This window comes from Streptomyces sp. NPDC002588 (assembly GCF_040295925.1).
GTDB lineage: Bacteria > Actinomycetota > Actinomycetes > Streptomycetales > Streptomycetaceae > Streptomyces.
Genome location: NZ_JBEOWF010000004.1, coordinates 59,276 through 73,046 on the forward strand (window position 1 = coordinate 59,276; position 13,771 = coordinate 73,046).

The following is a 13,771-nucleotide window of genomic DNA, read 5'->3' on the forward strand; positions in this document are numbered from 1 at the left end:
CGGGCAGGTCAGCTGTCGAAGCCCAGGCCCAGCCGGTCCATGGCCTTCAGCCAGAGGTTGCGCCGGCCCGCGTGCGCGTCCGCCCGGGCCAGCGACCACTTGGTGAGCGCGATCCCGGTCCAGGCGAACGGCTCGGGCGGGAAGGGCAGCGGCTTCTTGCGGACCATCTCCAGCCGGGTCCGCTCGGTCTCCTCCCCCGCCAGCAGGTCGAGCATCACCTCGGCACCGAACCGCGTCGCGCCGACACCGAGGCCGGTGTACCCGGCCGCGTAGGCGACCTTCCCCTGGTGGGCGGTGCCGAAGAACGCCGAGAAGCGGGAGCAGGTGTCGATCGCGCCGCCCCACGCGTGGGTGAAGCGGACGCCCTCCAGCTGCGGGAAGCAGGTGAAGAAGTGCCCGGCGAGCTTGGCGTAGGTCTCCGGCCGGTCGTCGTACTCGGCGCGCACCCGGCCGCCGTACGGGTAGATCGCGTCGTACCCGCCCCACAGGATCCGGTTGTCGGCGGACAGCCGGAAGTAGTGGAACTGGTTGGCGGAGTCGCCGAGGCCCTGCCGGTTCTTCCAGCCGATCGCGCCGAGCTGCTCGGCGCTGAGCGGTTCGGTCATCAGCGCGTAGTCGTAGACCGGGACGGTGTACGGCCGCAGCCGTCTGACCAGGCTGGGGAAGATGTTCGTCCCCAGGGCCACCTGCCGGGCGCGGACCCGGCCGTACGGCGTGCGTACGGTCATCCCGGCGCCGTACGGCTTCAGTTCGAGGGCGGGGGTGTGCTCGTGGATCCGGACGCCGAGACGGACGCAGGCCCGCTTGAGGCCCCAGGCCAGCTTGGCGGGGTGCAGCATGGCCACGCCCCGGCGGTCGTGCAGGCCCGCCTCGAAGGTGGGTGAGGCGACCTGCTCGCGGACCGCGTCGGCGTCGAGGAACTCCAGGCCCTCGGCGAGGCCCTTGCGGTCGAGCTCCTCGTACCAGTCGCGCAGTTCCCACGCCTGGTACGTCTCGGTGGCGACGTCGATCTCGCCGGTGCGCTCGAAGTCGCAGTCGATGCCGTGCCGGGCGACCGCCGCCTCGATCTCGTCGAGGTTGCGCATCCCCAGTTCCTGGAGTGTGTGGATCTCGTCCGGCCAGCGGGCGAGCCCGTTGGCCGGACCGTGGGTGAGGGAGGCCGCGCAGAAGCCTCCGTTGCGGCCCGAGGCGGCCCAGCCCACCTCGCGGCCCTCCAGCAGCACCACGTCCCGCTGCGGTTCGCGCTCCTTGGCGACGAGCGCGGTCCACAGTCCGCTGTAGCCGCCGCCGACGACCAGCAGGTCGCAGGTCTCGGGGCCGGTGAGCGCGGGCTCGGGGCGGGGCTTGCCGGGGTCTTCCAGCCAGTACGGGACCGGCTGGGCGTCGGAAAGAGAAGTGATCCAGCGGCTCATGGCGCTTGGGGCCATGATTTCAACTCCCTACAGAGGTTCTACCGGGCTTATGCCTTTTGCCTGTTACGGCGATTGCCGATGATCATCGACGTCAGGACGAGCAGTACGGCGACCAGGAACATGGCCGTACCGATGACGTTGATCTGCACGGGTGTGCCGCGCTGTGCCGAACCCCAGACGAACATGGGGAAGGTGACGGTCGAGCCCGCGTTGAAATTGGTGATGATGAAATCGTCGAAGGAGAGCGCGAAGGCGAGCAGGGCGCCCGCGGCGATGCCGGGGGCCGCGATGGGCAGGGTGACGCGCAGGAAGGTCTGCGCCGGTCCGGCGTAGAGGTCCTGGGCGGCCTGTTCCAGGCGCGGGTCCATCGACATGACGCGTGCCTTGACGGCGGTCACGACGAAGCTGAGGCAGAACATGATGTGCGCGATGAGGATCGTCCAGAATCCGAGCTGTGCACCCAGGTTGAGGAACAGGGTGAGCAGGGAGGCGGCCATGACGACCTCGGGCATCGCCATCGGCAGGAAGATCAGCGAGTTGACGGCGCCCCGCGCGCGGAAGCGGTAGCGGACCAGCGCGAAGGCGATCGCCGTGCCGAGCAGGGTCGCGCCGATCGTCGCCCAGATCGCGATCTGGAGGCTGATCGACAGCGAGCCGCACATTCCGGCGACCCCGCAGGGGTCCTTCCAGGCGTCCGTGGAGAACTGCTGCCACTGGTAGTTGAAGCGCCCCTTCGGTTTGTTGAAGGAGAACACCGTGACCACGACGTTGGGCAGCAGGAGATAGCCGAGGGTCAGCAGTCCCGCGATGACGACGAGATTGCGCCTGAACCAGTTGACGAAGGGCATTTAGACCAGATCCTCCGTCCCGGACCTGCGGATGTAGAAGGTGACCATGAGCAGGATCGCGGCCATGAGAATGAAGGAGAGCGCCGCCGCCGTCGGATAGTCCAGGACGCGCAGGAACTGCGTCTGGATCACGTTTCCGATCATGCGGGTGTCGGTGGAGCCGAGGAGTTCGGCGTTGACGTAGTCGCCGGCCGCCGGGATGAAGGTCAGCAGCGTGCCGGAGACGACACCGGGCATCGACAGCGGGAAGGTGACCTTGCGGAAGGTGGTGAACGGCTTGGCGTACAGGTCGCCGGCCGCCTCGTGCAGCCGTCCGTCGATGCGTTCCAGCGAGGTGTAGAGCGGCAGGACCATGAACGGCAGGAAGTTGTACGTCAGACCGCACACGACCGCGAGCGGTGTGGCGAGGACTCTGTCGCCGGCGGTCCAGCCGAGCCAGTTGGTGACGTCGAGGACGTGCAGGGTGTTGAGGGCGCTCACCACCGGGCCGCTGTCCGCGAGGATCGTCTTCCAGGCGAGGGTGCGGATCAGGAAGCTGGTGAAGAACGGCGCGATCACCAGGATCATGATCAGGTTGCGCCAGCGGCCCGCGCGGAAGGCGATCAGATAGGCCAGCGGGTAGCCCAGGACCAGGCACAGGACCGTCGCGGCGGTGGCGTACAGGACCGAGCGGACGAACTGCGGCCAGTACGCGCTGAGCGCGTCCCAGTAGGTCGCGAGGTGCCAGGTGACCTTGTAGCCCTCCTCCAGGGAGCCCGTCTGCACGGACGTGGAGGCCTGGTAGATCATCGGCAGCGCGAAGAACACGATCAGCCAGAGCAAGCCCGGCAGCAGCAGCCAGTACGGCGTCCAGCGGCCGCGCTTGCGGGGCGGCCGCTTCTCCGGGGCCGTCGGGGAGAGAGGCGGGGGCGCCTCGGTGAGCGTCGCCATCAGACCGCCACCTGTTCGTCGATGCCGGCGTCGATGTCCTGCGTCGCGTCCAGGCCGAAGGTGTGCACGGGGTTCCAGTGCAGGACGACGTCGGCGCCGGGCACCAGCCGGGTGTCGCGTTCGACGTTCTGGACGTAGACCTCGAACTCGGGGCAGACCGAGCTGTCGATGACGTACTGCGTGGAGACGCCTATGAACGAGGAGTTGGCGATCTTCCCGGTGATGCGGTTGCGGCCCTCGGGGACCTCGCCCGCGTCGTCGGCGTGGGTGAGGGAGATCTTCTCCGGGCGGACGCCGACCAGCACCCTGCCGCCGGCCGTGGTGGGCGCGGCGCAGCGGGCCTCGGGCAGGACGAGCTTGCCGTCGCCCGCCTTGAGCACGATGTCGTCGCCGTTCTTGGTGTCGACCTCGGCCTCGATCAGGTTGGAGGTGCCGAGGAAGTTGGCGACGAACGTGGTGTTCGGGTTCTCGTAGAGGTCGGTCGGGGAGCCGAGCTGTTCGACACGGCCCGCGTTCATCACGGCGACCCTGTCGGCCATCGTCATGGCCTCCTCCTGGTCGTGCGTGACGTGCACGAAGGTGATGCCGACCTCGGTCTGGATGCGCTTGAGCTCCAGCTGCATCTGGCGGCGCAGCTTGAGGTCGAGGGCGCCGAGGGGCTCGTCGAGAAGGAGCACCTTGGGGTGGTTGATGAGGGCGCGGGCGACCGCGACGCGCTGCTGCTGGCCGCCGGAGAGCTGGTGCGGCTTCTTGCGGGCCTGCTCGCCGAGCTGGACGAGCTCGAGCATGTCGTGCACCTGCTTCTTCACGCTCTTGATGCCGCGCCGGCGCAGGCCGAAGGCGACGTTCTCGAAGATGTCGAGGTGCGGGAAGAGCGCGTAGGACTGGAAGACGGTGTTCACCGGGCGCTTGTACGGCGGGAGGGCCGTGACGTCCTGGTCGCCGAGGTGGACGGTGCCGGAGGAGGGTTCCTCCAGGCCGGCGATCATGCGCAGGGTGGTGGTCTTGCCGCAGCCGGAGGCGCCGAGCAGGGCGAAGAAGGAGCCCTGGGGGACGGTCAGGTCCATCGGGTGGACGGCGGTGAAGGCGCCGTAGGTCTTGCTGATGCCGGAGAGGCGGACGTCGCCGCTGCCGCCGTTGGTCGTCTTCATCGTCGTCACGCCCCAGTGAGCTTCGCGAACTTCGCCTCGTAGGCGGTCTCTTCCTTCGAGCTCAGGGAGCGGAAGGCGTGCGACTTCGCCTGCATGGCCTTGTCAGGGATGATCAGCGGGTTGTCCGCCGCGTCCTTGTCGATCTTCGCGAGCTCGGCCTTCACTCCGTCGACGGGACAGACGTAGTTGATGTAGGCGGCGAGCTCGGCGGCCGGCCCCGGCTCGTAGTAGTAGTCCATGAGCCGCTCGGCGTTCGTCTTGTGGCGTGCCTTGTTGGGGATCAGCATGTTGTCGCTGGACGTCAGGTAGCCGCTGTCGGGGATGACGAAGTCGACGTCGGGGCTGTCCGCCTTGAGCTGCACGACGTCCCCGGCCCACGCGATACAGGCCGCGAAGTCGCCGCTGGTGATGTCGGAGGTGTAGTCGTTGCCGGTGAAGCGGCGGATCTGGCCGCTGTCGACACCCTTCTGCAGGCGCGCGATCGCCGCGTCGTAGTCGTCGTCGGTGAACTTCGCCGGGTCCTTGCCCATGTCGAGCAGCGTCATGCCCATGGTGTCGCGCATCTCGGTGAGGAAGCCGACACGGCCCTTGAGCCTGGGGTTGTCCAGCATGTCGGAGACCGACTTCACCTCGACGCCGTCCAGCGCCTTCTTGTTGTAGGCGATGACCGTGGAGATGCCCTGCCAGGGGTAGGAGTAGGCCCGGCCCGGGTCCCAGTCGGGGCTGCGGAACTGCTCCGACAGGTTGGCGTAGGCGTGCGGCAGGTTGGACGCGTCCAGTTTCTGGACCCATCCCAGGCGGATGAGGCGGGCGGCCAGCCAGTCGGTGAGGACGATGATGTCGCGGCCGGTGTCCTGGCCCGCGGCGAGCTGCGGCTTGATCTTGCCGAAGAACTCGTTGTTGTCGTTGATGTCCTCGGTGTACTTGACCTTGATGCCGGTCCGCTCGGTGAACGCGTCGAGCGTCGGGTGGTGCTTGCCGCTGTCGTCGACGTCCATGTACTCGGTCCAGTTGGAGAAGTCGACGGTCTTCTCCTTCGCCGAGTGGTCCTCGGCTGACGTTCCGCCCTGGGTCTTGCCGGCCGCGGGGATCCCGCAGCCGGCAAGCGCGCCGAGGCCGCCCAGGGTGAGCGCGCCGCCGCCGGAGGCGCGCAGCAGCGACCGGCGGCTCATGGCCGCCCTGCCGTTGCGGAGGCTGCGCCGTATGGCGGCCGCTTGGGCCGGGCTCAGGCGGTCGGGCTGGTACTGCTCCATGCGCGTGGTGCCCTTTCGGGAGGTCCGGCCGTGGTCGGCGGCCGATCGTCGTCGCTTGTGGTCCGTCGCTTACGCGTCCCCGAAGACGGTGCGGTGCCAGGGCTTCCGGGCCACCGCCGTGTTATCGAACATAACGTGTTTGATCTGGGTGTACTCCTCGAACGAATACGCCGACATGTCCTTGCCGAAGCCGGAGGCCTTGTATCCGCCGTGCGGCATCTCGCTGATGATCGGGATGTGGTCGTTGATCCACACGCATCCGGCCTTGATCTCGCGGGTCGCCCGGTTCGCCCGGAAAACGTCCCGGGTCCACGCGGAGGCGGCGAGTCCGTAAGGCGTGTCGTTGGCGAGCCGGATCCCCTCGTCCTCGCCGTCGAAGGGCAGGACGACCAGCACCGGACCGAAGATCTCGGACTGGACGGCCTCGCTGTCCTGGGCCGCATCCGCGATCAGGGTGGGGAGGTAGTAGGCGCCCTTCCCGAGCTCCCCCTGCGGGGCCTCGCCGCCGGTGACCACGCGCGCGTAGCCGCGGGCCCGGTCGACGAACCCGGCGACCCGGTCGCGCTGGACGTGGGAGACGAGCGGGCCGATGTCCGTGCCCGCCACGAACGGGTCCCCGACCCGGACGGTCTCCATCAGGGCGGCGGTCCGCTCGACGAACGCCTCATAGAGGGGGCGCTGCACGTACGCGCGTGTGGCGGCCGTGCAGTCCTGCCCGGTGTTGATGAGCGCGCCCGCGACCGCTCCGTGGACGGCGGCGTCGAGGTCGGCGTCGTCGAAGACCACGAAGGGCGCCTTGCCGCCGAGCTCCAGGTGCAGCCGCTTGACGGTGGCGGTGGCGATCTCCGCGACCCGCCTGCCGACGGCGGTGGAGCCGGTGAAGGAGGTCATGGCCACGTCGGGATGACCGACGAGGTGCTCACCGGCCTCCCTGCCGGTCCCGGTGACGATGTTGACGACCCCGTCGGGGAGGCCGGCCTCCGTCGCCGCCTGCGCGAAGAGGAGGGAGGTGAGCGGGGTCAGCTCGGCGGGCTTGAGCACGATCGTGTTGCCCGCGGCGATCGCCGGGAGGATCTTCCAGGCGGCCATCTGGAGGGGGTAGTTCCAGGGGGCGATGGAGCCGACCACGCCGATGGGCTCGCGGCGCACGTAGGAGGTGTGGTCGCCGGAGTACTCCCCCGCCGACTGGCCGGTGAGGTGCCGGGCGGCCCCCGCGAAGAAGGCCGTGTTGTCGATCGTCCCCGGGACGTCGAACTCCCGCGTCAGCTTCAGCGGCTTGCCGCACTGCAGGGACTCGGCGCGGGCGAACTCGTCCGCACGGTCGGCGAGGACCGCGGCGAAACGGTGCAGCGCGTCGGAGCGCTCGCCCGGGGTGGCACCCGCCCAGTCCGGGAAGGCGGCGCGGGCGGCGGCGACGGCCGCGTCCACGTCGACCGTGGAGGCCAGCTCGTAGGTGTGCACCTCCTCGCCGGTGGCCGGGTCGACCACGGTGTGGCTGTGGCCCGAAGTGCCGTGGGTGAGGCGGCCCGCGATGTACTGAGCGCCGTCCGCGAAGCGTTCCCGCGCGGGAAACCGGTCCTGCATGTCGCTCTCCTCCGCCTTCGCCCCGATGTGCGCCGAGGCGGGTGGCGTAGCTTCAGCCTGATTTGAGTGCCGATCCTGACAGAGCAAAGGCACGTCAACAAGGGATTCCGTTGTTGCCTTTTGGTTACGCGACGGAATCTGTTGACCAGCTGTCGAGTCGGAGCGGAAAAGGCGGGACGCAGTGTCAGTGGCGCCTGCCATGCTGGCGTGCATGGAGCGGATCGATGCGGTGGATTCGGTGGAGGCCCTGGTCAGGGCTGTTCGGGCGGGGGCCGCGATCAAGTATCTGCACTTCTGGGGGCACAAGCCGCGGCCGGACGGCCGGGTGGGCAAAAGCTGTCTGAGCCAGTGGTGGCCGTCACCCTTCGTGGTCGAGGGGGTCGGCTACGCGACGGCCGAGCACTGGATGATGGCGGAGAAGGCCCGGCTGTTCGGCGACGCGGAGGCGGAGACGCAGGCGCTGGCCGCCGGCCACCCCTCCCAGGCGAAGAAGGCCGGGCGGCTGGTGCGCGGCTTCGACGAGGCGATATGGCAGCGGGAGCGGCTGCGGATCGTCGTCGAGGGCAGCGTCCACAAGTTCCGCTCGGATCCGGAGCTGACCGCCTTCCTGCTGGGCACGGGCGAGCGCGTACTGGTGGAGGCGAGCCCGGTGGACCGGGTGTGGGGCATCGGCCTCGCGGCGGACGACGAGGCGGCGGGCGACCCGGAGCGCTGGCGGGGTCCGAACCTGCTGGGCTTCGCCCTGATGGAGGCCCGACGGCGACTGCGGGAGTGCCGATCGGTCAGGGCGTGAGGATGAACAGGAGCCCGAACCCGATCGCGAGGGCCGTGCCCACGGCACCGCAGATGATGCCGGCCAGCGCCTGGCCCGGGTTGGCGGCCTCGCCCCGGCGGGCCTTCCCGCGGCCGATCGCGCCGAAGACGACGCCCAGGATCCCGGCGACGATCGCCAGCGGCCACAGACAGAACACCACGGCCGAGACGATCCCGAGCACCATCCCGGCGATACCCATGCCGTTGCTGTCGCCGCCCGGCACTCCGGGCCAGTAGTAGCCGCCGGGCGCAGGGGGCGGGGCCGGGTAGCCGTACCCGCCCGGATACGTACCCGGGTAGCCGTACGGAAGCTGCCCAGGGCCGTCGGGCGAGATGGGCGGCGGGGGCACGGCACCGTGCTGCGGGGCGGGCGGCGCGAAGGGGTTGGGCGGCGGACCGCCGGCCGCGGTGGCGGGGTTCGGCGGCGGGAAGGAGGCGAAGGCGCCCGGCCCCGGTGGGACCACGGGGCCGGCCCAGGTCTGGGGAACGGCGACGGTGGGGGGCGGGGCCTGGTCCTGCGGAACGTGATCCTGCGGAGCTGGAACCGTATCTCCGCGGTCCCTCTTGTCCAACCGCACCTCAGGGGCCGCGTCCTGCCGAGCGTCCGTCGCGTCCGCCTCGTCGGAGGTCGGCTCGGGCCACGGATCGTGGTCGGACATGTACAGGGGTCCCCTCTGTCGTACGTTCCGTCATGCTACGGCCCAAGGGTGGCCGCGGGGCGGCGGGGGCCGAAACCGCCCGCCCTGGCCGGCGGTGAGACGGCTGCCCGCGTCATCGACGACACCGGCATCCCCGTGCACATCACCGAACATCGCGAGCCTCCGCCGTGACATTGCGCAGCAGCTCGGCGGGCGCCGGCTCGGAGAAAGATCCCGTGCGCCGATGCCTCGGGTGGGCCATCTCATGACATCGGTTCCTCGCGGTCAGGCCTGGCGGGCGTGGGACGCGAGGCGATCGGCGAGCGCGATGACGAGGTCGCGCAGTTCGGGGGGGCGCTCGATGACGAACGGCCGGTCGAGTGAGGCGAGTAACGGAGGCAACCAGTCGAGCCGCTCCGCCCGCAGCTCGACGCGCAGCCAGCGCTCGGTCGCCCGGTCCTCGCCTGCCGCCGGCTCGTGCTCCTCCAGGCTCGCGACGCCGGCGGGAAGGCGGGCGCGGATCTGCTCGACCGTCCCGTGGATCCGCAAGGTCACCTCATACCGGTACTCGGCCGTGGCGAAGCCTGACAGCACACGCTCCGCCGGACCGGGACCGGCCGGCGCTTCGAACGAACCGGGCAGGGTCCGCGCGTCGGCGATGCGATCGAGCCGGAAGGTTCGATCCTCGCCGATCCGGGCGTCCTTGCCCGTGACGTACCACCGGCCCGAATGGGCGACGATCCCGTACGCGTGCAGCGTGCGTTCGCTGCGCCGTCCTTCGCGGTCGGTGTAGCGGATCGAGACCGGTCGGCGGTGGCGCACCGCATCGGCGACGGTGAGCAGGACGCCGGCGTCCGGAGTGTCGGACTCTCCGGGCTGTTCCGTGAAGGCGAGGGATTCCAGGAGTGTGTCGAGCCGGCGGGCGATGTGCTTGGGCAGCACCCTCCGGATCTTCGCCGATGCCGTCTCGCTCGCCGTGTGCTGCGTCGTCGTAAGACCTGCCCGGCGGCCGGCGACCAGGCCGAGCAGCACGGCCAGCGCCTCGTCGTCGCTGAGCATGAGCGGAGGCAAGCGGTACCCGGGGGCGAGCCGGTACCCGCCGTAGCGGCCGCGCACCGATTCCACGGGCACGTCGAGGTCGATCAGCTGGTCCACATACCGCCGCACGGTGCGCCCTTCGACGCCGAGCCGGCCGGCCAGTTCGGCCACCGTCCGGGTGCCGCCCGACTGCAGCAGCTCCAGGAGTGTCAGCACGCGGCCGGTGGGGCGAGACATGTGCACAACCTAACGCGAATACAGGACCGATTCCGTCCACTATTTCTCCTAGCCTGCCACGTGCACGCCTTCAGCACAGCCAAGGAGATCCCCATGGACTTCGTCTCGATCCGCATCATCACCAGCGACGTGGCGCGCCTCGTCGAGTTCTACGAGCGGGCCACAGGAGTGCGGGCGGCGTGGGCCACCGAGGACTTCGCCGAACTCAGGACCCAGGGCGGCACCCTCGCGATCGCCGGTACCCGCACCGTCCCGCTGTTCGCCCCGGGCTCTGCCCGCCCGGCGGACAACCACAGCGTGATCACCGAGTTCCTCGTCGACGACGTGGACCGCGTTCACCAGAACCTGACCGGCTTCGTCACCGACTTCGTCACCGAGCCCACCACGATGCCCTGGGGCAACCGGTCTCTGCTGTTCCGCGACCCCGACGGCAACCTCGTCAACTTCTTCACCCCCGTCACCCCGGCGGCCATCGAAAAGTTCGCACGCTGACGCCACGCATCGCAGTCGGCGGCCATGTCGTCACTTCCCCGGCCGACGACGCCTTCGGGCAGCGCGGAGGGCGTATCGGGGTCTTCCCGCAGCCGGTCCGCGCACAAGATCACGGTCTATGGCTGGAGCACCAGACCGTGCTGGTACCAGGTGCCCGGCTTGCCGCCGAGGTCGGCCGGGTCTGCCGGGCCGACCGGGACGAACCCGGCCTTGGTCAGCACCCTCTGGGACGCGGCATTCTGATGGGAGGTGGCCGCCCGCAGCGTGCGCAGCCCGTGCCGCACCACCGCCAGCCGGCACAGCTCCCGGACGGCCGCGGTCGCCACGCCGCGGCCGGCGACGTGCTGTGCGACCCGGTAACCGAGCTCGGCAGTGCCGTCCCCGAAGCGGTACAGGTTGAACCGGCCCAGAACCGAGCCATCCTCGGCAACGAGCACGTAGAAGGCTCCGACACCGGCCTCCTGCTCAGCCAACAGAGCGGCGTGCCGGTCGGCGAACTGGTCGAAGAACTCGTCACCGCGGTCGGAGACCGAGGCGGCGAAATAGGCGCGGTTCGCCAGCTCGAAGGCCAGGACCGCCGGGGCATGGCCGGCATCCAGCCGCTTCAGCTCGGGCACCGCCCGACTCTACCCGGATGACGCGTCGAGGCCACCTGAGTTTCCGTCGGCGGCAGAGCCCCCGGACCAGGGCACACGCCGGCGACAGCGAGTACGCGGCCGGCGGCCGCAGCGCCACCTCGGTACCGCGCCCGCTCGGGATCCCGGACACGGGCGGAACGCTGAATGGCGCCGCGGCAGACCGCCATCGCCACCGCCTGCCCGGGCGAAGGGAGCGGCCACGGTGCGCCGATCGGCCGGGCCGGCCCCCGCGATTCCCCACCGCCTAGGATGATCCCGACTCATCGATCAGCCGATCACCCGCGTCCCGCGTGGCCCCTCGTGGCCCGGGGCGCCGTCCCGGGGAGGACCCCTTGACCGATCATCTCGACGCCTCCGCCGCCGGGGTCCGTGACCTGGGCGCCTTCATCGCCGGGCTGCCCAAGGCCGAACTGCACGTCCACCACGTCGGTTCCGCCTCCCCTCGCATCGTGTCCGAGCTGGCCGCCCGGCACCCCGACTCCAGGGTGCCCAGCGACCCCGAGGCGCTGGCCGACTACTTCACCTTCACGGACTTCGCGCACTTCATCGACGTGTACCTGTCCGTCGTGGACGTCATCCGTACCCCGGAGGACGTCCGGCTGCTGACGTACGAGGTGGCCCGGGACCTGGCCCGCCAGCAGGTGCGGTACGCCGAGCTGACCATCACGCCGTTCTCCTCCACCCGGCGCGGGATCGACGAACTCGCCTTCATGGACGCGATCGAGGACGCCCGGAAGGCGGCCGAGGCGGAGTTCGGGACCGTGCTGCGCTGGTGCTTCGACATCCCCGGCGAGGCCGGTCTCGAGTCCGCCGAGGAGACCGTCCGGCTCGCCACCGACGACCGCATCCGCCCCGAGGGGCTGGTCTCCTTCGGGCTCGGCGGTCCGGAGATCGGCGTACCGCGCCCGCAGTTCAAGCCGTACTTCGACCGGGCGATCGCCGCGGGGCTGCGGTCGGTGCCGCACGCCGGGGAGACGACAGGACCGGAGACGGTGTGGGACGCACTGACCCACCTGCGCGCCGAGCGCATCGGGCACGGCACAAGTTCCGCGCGGGACGAGAAGCTCCTCGCGCACCTCGCCGAGCAGCGCATCGCCCTCGAGGTGTGCCCGACCTCGAACATCGCCACGCGTGCCGTGCGCACCCTCGACGAGCACCCGGTGAAGGAGTTCGTGCGGGCCGGTGTGCTGGTCACGATCAACTCCGACGACCCGCCGATGTTCGGCACCGACCTCAACAACGAGTACGCGGTCGCCGCCCGGCTCCTCGGCCTCGACGAGCGCGGCGTCGCCGACCTCGCGAAGAACGCGGTCGACGTCTCCTTCCTGGACGAGGCGGGCAAGGGCCGGATCCGGACCGAGATCGACACGTACACCGCCGCGTGGCTCTCGGCCTGACCTGGACACAATGGGCGCATGCAGACCCTGACGGCCGTGGCTCATCGCGGCGATCCCTACCGCTTCCGTGAGAACACGCTCGACTCGCTGCGTTCCGCGCTCGCCCTGGGCGCGGACGCGGTCGAGTTCGACGTGCGGCTCACCAAGGACGGCGTGCCGGTACTGCTGCACGACGAGACGCTGAAGCGGCTGTGGGAGCTGGACCGGCCGCTGCGGTCGCTGTCGGCCGCCGAGGTGCGCGGACTGACGGCGGGCGGGGTGCCGACCCTGGCGGAGGCGCTGACGGCGACCGAGGGCAGCCGGGTGATGGTCGACCTGCCGGGGATCCGGGACGTGCGGGCCGCGCGCCGGGTGGTGGACGTCGTACGGGAGGCGGGCGCGGCCGACCGGGCCTACTACTGTGCCGGGGCCGCCGAGATGCTCGCCGTCCGCGCGGCCGACCCGTCCGCCGAGATCGCCCTGACCCGCACCAGCCTGGCGCCCCCGCGTCCGGCCCTGCTCGAGGTGGTCAAGCCGCGCTGGCTGAACTACCGCTTCTCCCTGGTCGACCGCGACCTGGCCGCCCGGGTCCGTCACGACGGTTTCCTCCTCTCGGTGTGGACCCCCGACACCCGCCGCTCCATGCGCCGTCTGATCGGCCTGGGCGTCGACTCGATCACCACGAACCGCATCGACGTGCTGACCGCCCTGCGCTAACCCTTCGCGTACGCCAGGGGTGGCGAGATGGCCTGGGCGTCCGCGCCCTCTCCCAGCCACAGTCGGATCAGCAGCGCGGCCGTCGCCTCCAGCAGGCCGGCCGCGGTGAGTCCTCCCGCGTTCAGCGGCTCGCAGCCCAGGTCGCGGACGAGTCGCCGTACGACGGACAGGGCCGCCTCGTCGTCCCCGCACAGCGGGACCGCGAGGGGGCGGCCGTCGAAGACGGGCGGGGTCAGCCGCCATACGCCGGCATGGCACAGGTTGAAGGCCTTCACGACGTGCGCGGCGGGTGCGGCGGCCGCGACGCGTTCGGCGGCCGCGGGGCCGCCCGCCGTGAGCAGACCGAAGTCGGGGCCGACCGGGTTGGTGCAGTCGATCAGCACCCGTCCGCGCAGGGACTCCTCCAGCCCCGCCACCACGTCGACCACGGCCTCGTACGGCACGGCGAGCAGCACCGCGTCCGTCCCGGACTCCGCCGCCTCCCGCAGCCCTCCGGAGCGGCCTCCGGTCACCACCTGGTGTCCGGCCCGCCGCCACTGGGTGCCGAGCGCGTCCGCCATTGCGCCGGTGCCGAGAATCCCCACGCGCATGTCGCCTCCTGCCGTGCCGAGTTCCGCGGAGTTCTCTCCGCGATCTCCCACGAC

General features: G+C 70.5%; 14 protein-coding genes. 4 read left to right on the top strand and 10 right to left on the bottom strand.

The features are described 5' to 3' along the window. Window positions 1-8: 8 nt before the first annotated feature. From ABT057_RS06170 to ABT057_RS06195, 6 genes are all read right to left on the bottom strand, one after another. Window positions 9-1,427, bottom strand: a complete 1,419-nt coding sequence (locus tag ABT057_RS06170; RefSeq protein ID WP_352341274.1) for an NAD(P)/FAD-dependent oxidoreductase — start codon at window positions 1,425-1,427, stop codon at window positions 9-11. 32 nt (window positions 1,428-1,459) lie between these two features. Next, window positions 1,460-2,260, bottom strand: a complete 801-nt coding sequence (locus ABT057_RS06175) for an ABC transporter permease (RefSeq protein WP_352341275.1) — start codon at window positions 2,258-2,260, stop codon at window positions 1,460-1,462. Next, window positions 2,261-3,190: an ABC transporter permease gene (locus ABT057_RS06180; RefSeq protein WP_352341276.1), complete on the bottom strand. Its 930-nt coding sequence runs from the start codon at window positions 3,188-3,190 to the stop codon at window positions 2,261-2,263. It abuts the gene before it with no gap. Continuing rightward, window positions 3,190-4,341 (bottom strand): ABC transporter ATP-binding protein, encoded by a 1,152-nt coding sequence (locus tag ABT057_RS06185; protein WP_502973803.1) that lies wholly within the window; start codon window positions 4,339-4,341, stop codon window positions 3,190-3,192. The genes ABT057_RS06180 and ABT057_RS06185 overlap by 1 nt, the downstream gene beginning before the upstream one ends. A gap of 5 nt (window positions 4,342-4,346) precedes the next feature. After that, window positions 4,347-5,594, bottom strand: coding sequence for a polyamine ABC transporter substrate-binding protein (locus ABT057_RS06190; protein ID WP_352341278.1), 1,248 nt, complete (start codon window positions 5,592-5,594; stop codon window positions 4,347-4,349). Window positions 5,595-5,663: 69 nt separating this feature from the next. Further along, the gene (locus ABT057_RS06195) at window positions 5,664-7,178 is read right to left on the bottom strand and encodes a gamma-aminobutyraldehyde dehydrogenase (RefSeq protein ID WP_352341279.1); all 1,515 of its coding nucleotides are present in this window, start codon (window positions 7,176-7,178) and stop codon (window positions 5,664-5,666) included. 211 nt (window positions 7,179-7,389) lie between these two features. Between ABT057_RS06195 and ybiA the strand changes: the two genes are divergently transcribed. Beyond that, entirely contained in the window at window positions 7,390-7,971 is a 582-nt protein-coding gene (gene ybiA, locus ABT057_RS06200) for a riboflavin biosynthesis intermediates N-glycosidase (protein WP_352341280.1), read from the top strand. Here the strand turns inward: ybiA and ABT057_RS06205 are convergent. Both ABT057_RS06205 and ABT057_RS06210 read right to left on the bottom strand, forming a co-directional pair. Beyond that, window positions 7,961-8,650, bottom strand: coding sequence for a DUF4190 domain-containing protein (locus ABT057_RS06205; protein ID WP_352341281.1), 690 nt, complete (start codon window positions 8,648-8,650; stop codon window positions 7,961-7,963). The genes ybiA and ABT057_RS06205 overlap by 11 nt on opposite strands. 264 nt (window positions 8,651-8,914) lie before the next feature. Further along, a complete protein-coding gene (locus tag ABT057_RS06210) occupies window positions 8,915-9,904 on the bottom strand; it encodes a helix-turn-helix transcriptional regulator (RefSeq protein ID WP_352341282.1) in 990 nt (329 codons plus the stop codon). 93 nt (window positions 9,905-9,997) lie between these two features. Between ABT057_RS06210 and ABT057_RS06215 the strand changes: the two genes are divergently transcribed. Beyond that, window positions 9,998-10,396 carry a VOC family protein gene (locus tag ABT057_RS06215; RefSeq protein ID WP_352341283.1) on the top strand — a complete coding sequence of 133 codons (399 nt, stop codon included), beginning with the start codon at window positions 9,998-10,000 and terminating at the stop codon, window positions 10,394-10,396. Window positions 10,397-10,512: 116 nt separating this feature from the next. On the opposite strand, the gene ABT057_RS06220 is transcribed toward ABT057_RS06215, so the two are convergent. Next, entirely contained in the window at window positions 10,513-11,013 is a 501-nt protein-coding gene (locus ABT057_RS06220; protein WP_352341284.1) for a GNAT family N-acetyltransferase, read from the bottom strand. Window positions 11,014-11,366: 353 nt separating this feature from the next. Between ABT057_RS06220 and ABT057_RS06225 the strand changes: the two genes are divergently transcribed. Both ABT057_RS06225 and ABT057_RS06230 read left to right on the top strand, forming a co-directional pair. After that, entirely contained in the window at window positions 11,367-12,431 is a 1,065-nt protein-coding gene (locus tag ABT057_RS06225; protein ID WP_502973796.1) for an adenosine deaminase, read from the top strand. Window positions 12,432-12,449: 18 nt separating this feature from the next. After that, window positions 12,450-13,127, top strand: coding sequence for a glycerophosphodiester phosphodiesterase (locus ABT057_RS06230; protein ID WP_352341285.1), 678 nt, complete (start codon window positions 12,450-12,452; stop codon window positions 13,125-13,127). Here ABT057_RS06230 and ABT057_RS06235 read toward each other — a convergent pair. Further along, complete coding sequence (locus ABT057_RS06235; RefSeq protein WP_352341286.1) at window positions 13,124-13,717, bottom strand: NADPH-dependent F420 reductase; 594 nt, start codon at window positions 13,715-13,717, stop codon at window positions 13,124-13,126. The two genes, ABT057_RS06230 and ABT057_RS06235, sit on opposite strands and share 4 nt — an antisense overlap. Window positions 13,718-13,771 lie beyond the last annotated feature (54 nt).

Coding starts and splice junctions, on each gene's coding strand:
- ABT057_RS06235 (WP_352341286.1), bottom strand. CDS start 13,717: ATGCGCGTGGGGATTCTCGGCACCGGCGCAATGGCGGACGCGCTCGGC.
- ABT057_RS06190 (WP_352341278.1), bottom strand. CDS start 5,594: ATGGAGCAGTACCAGCCCGACCGCCTGAGCCCGGCCCAAGCGGCCGCC.
- ABT057_RS06215 (WP_352341283.1), top strand. CDS start 9,998: ATGGACTTCGTCTCGATCCGCATCATCACCAGCGACGTGGCGCGCCTC.
- ABT057_RS06210 (WP_352341282.1), bottom strand. CDS start 9,904: ATGTCTCGCCCCACCGGCCGCGTGCTGACACTCCTGGAGCTGCTGCAG.
- ABT057_RS06170 (WP_352341274.1), bottom strand. CDS start 1,427: ATGGCCCCAAGCGCCATGAGCCGCTGGATCACTTCTCTTTCCGACGCC.
- ABT057_RS06205 (WP_352341281.1), bottom strand. CDS start 8,650: ATGTCCGACCACGATCCGTGGCCCGAGCCGACCTCCGACGAGGCGGAC.
- ybiA (WP_352341280.1), top strand. CDS start 7,390: ATGGAGCGGATCGATGCGGTGGATTCGGTGGAGGCCCTGGTCAGGGCT.
- ABT057_RS06230 (WP_352341285.1), top strand. CDS start 12,450: ATGCAGACCCTGACGGCCGTGGCTCATCGCGGCGATCCCTACCGCTTC.
- ABT057_RS06175 (WP_352341275.1), bottom strand. CDS start 2,260: ATGCCCTTCGTCAACTGGTTCAGGCGCAATCTCGTCGTCATCGCGGGA.
- ABT057_RS06185 (WP_502973803.1), bottom strand. CDS start 4,341: ATGAAGACGACCAACGGCGGCAGCGGCGACGTCCGCCTCTCCGGCATC.
- ABT057_RS06180 (WP_352341276.1), bottom strand. CDS start 3,190: ATGGCGACGCTCACCGAGGCGCCCCCGCCTCTCTCCCCGACGGCCCCG.
- ABT057_RS06195 (WP_352341279.1), bottom strand. CDS start 7,178: ATGCAGGACCGGTTTCCCGCGCGGGAACGCTTCGCGGACGGCGCTCAG.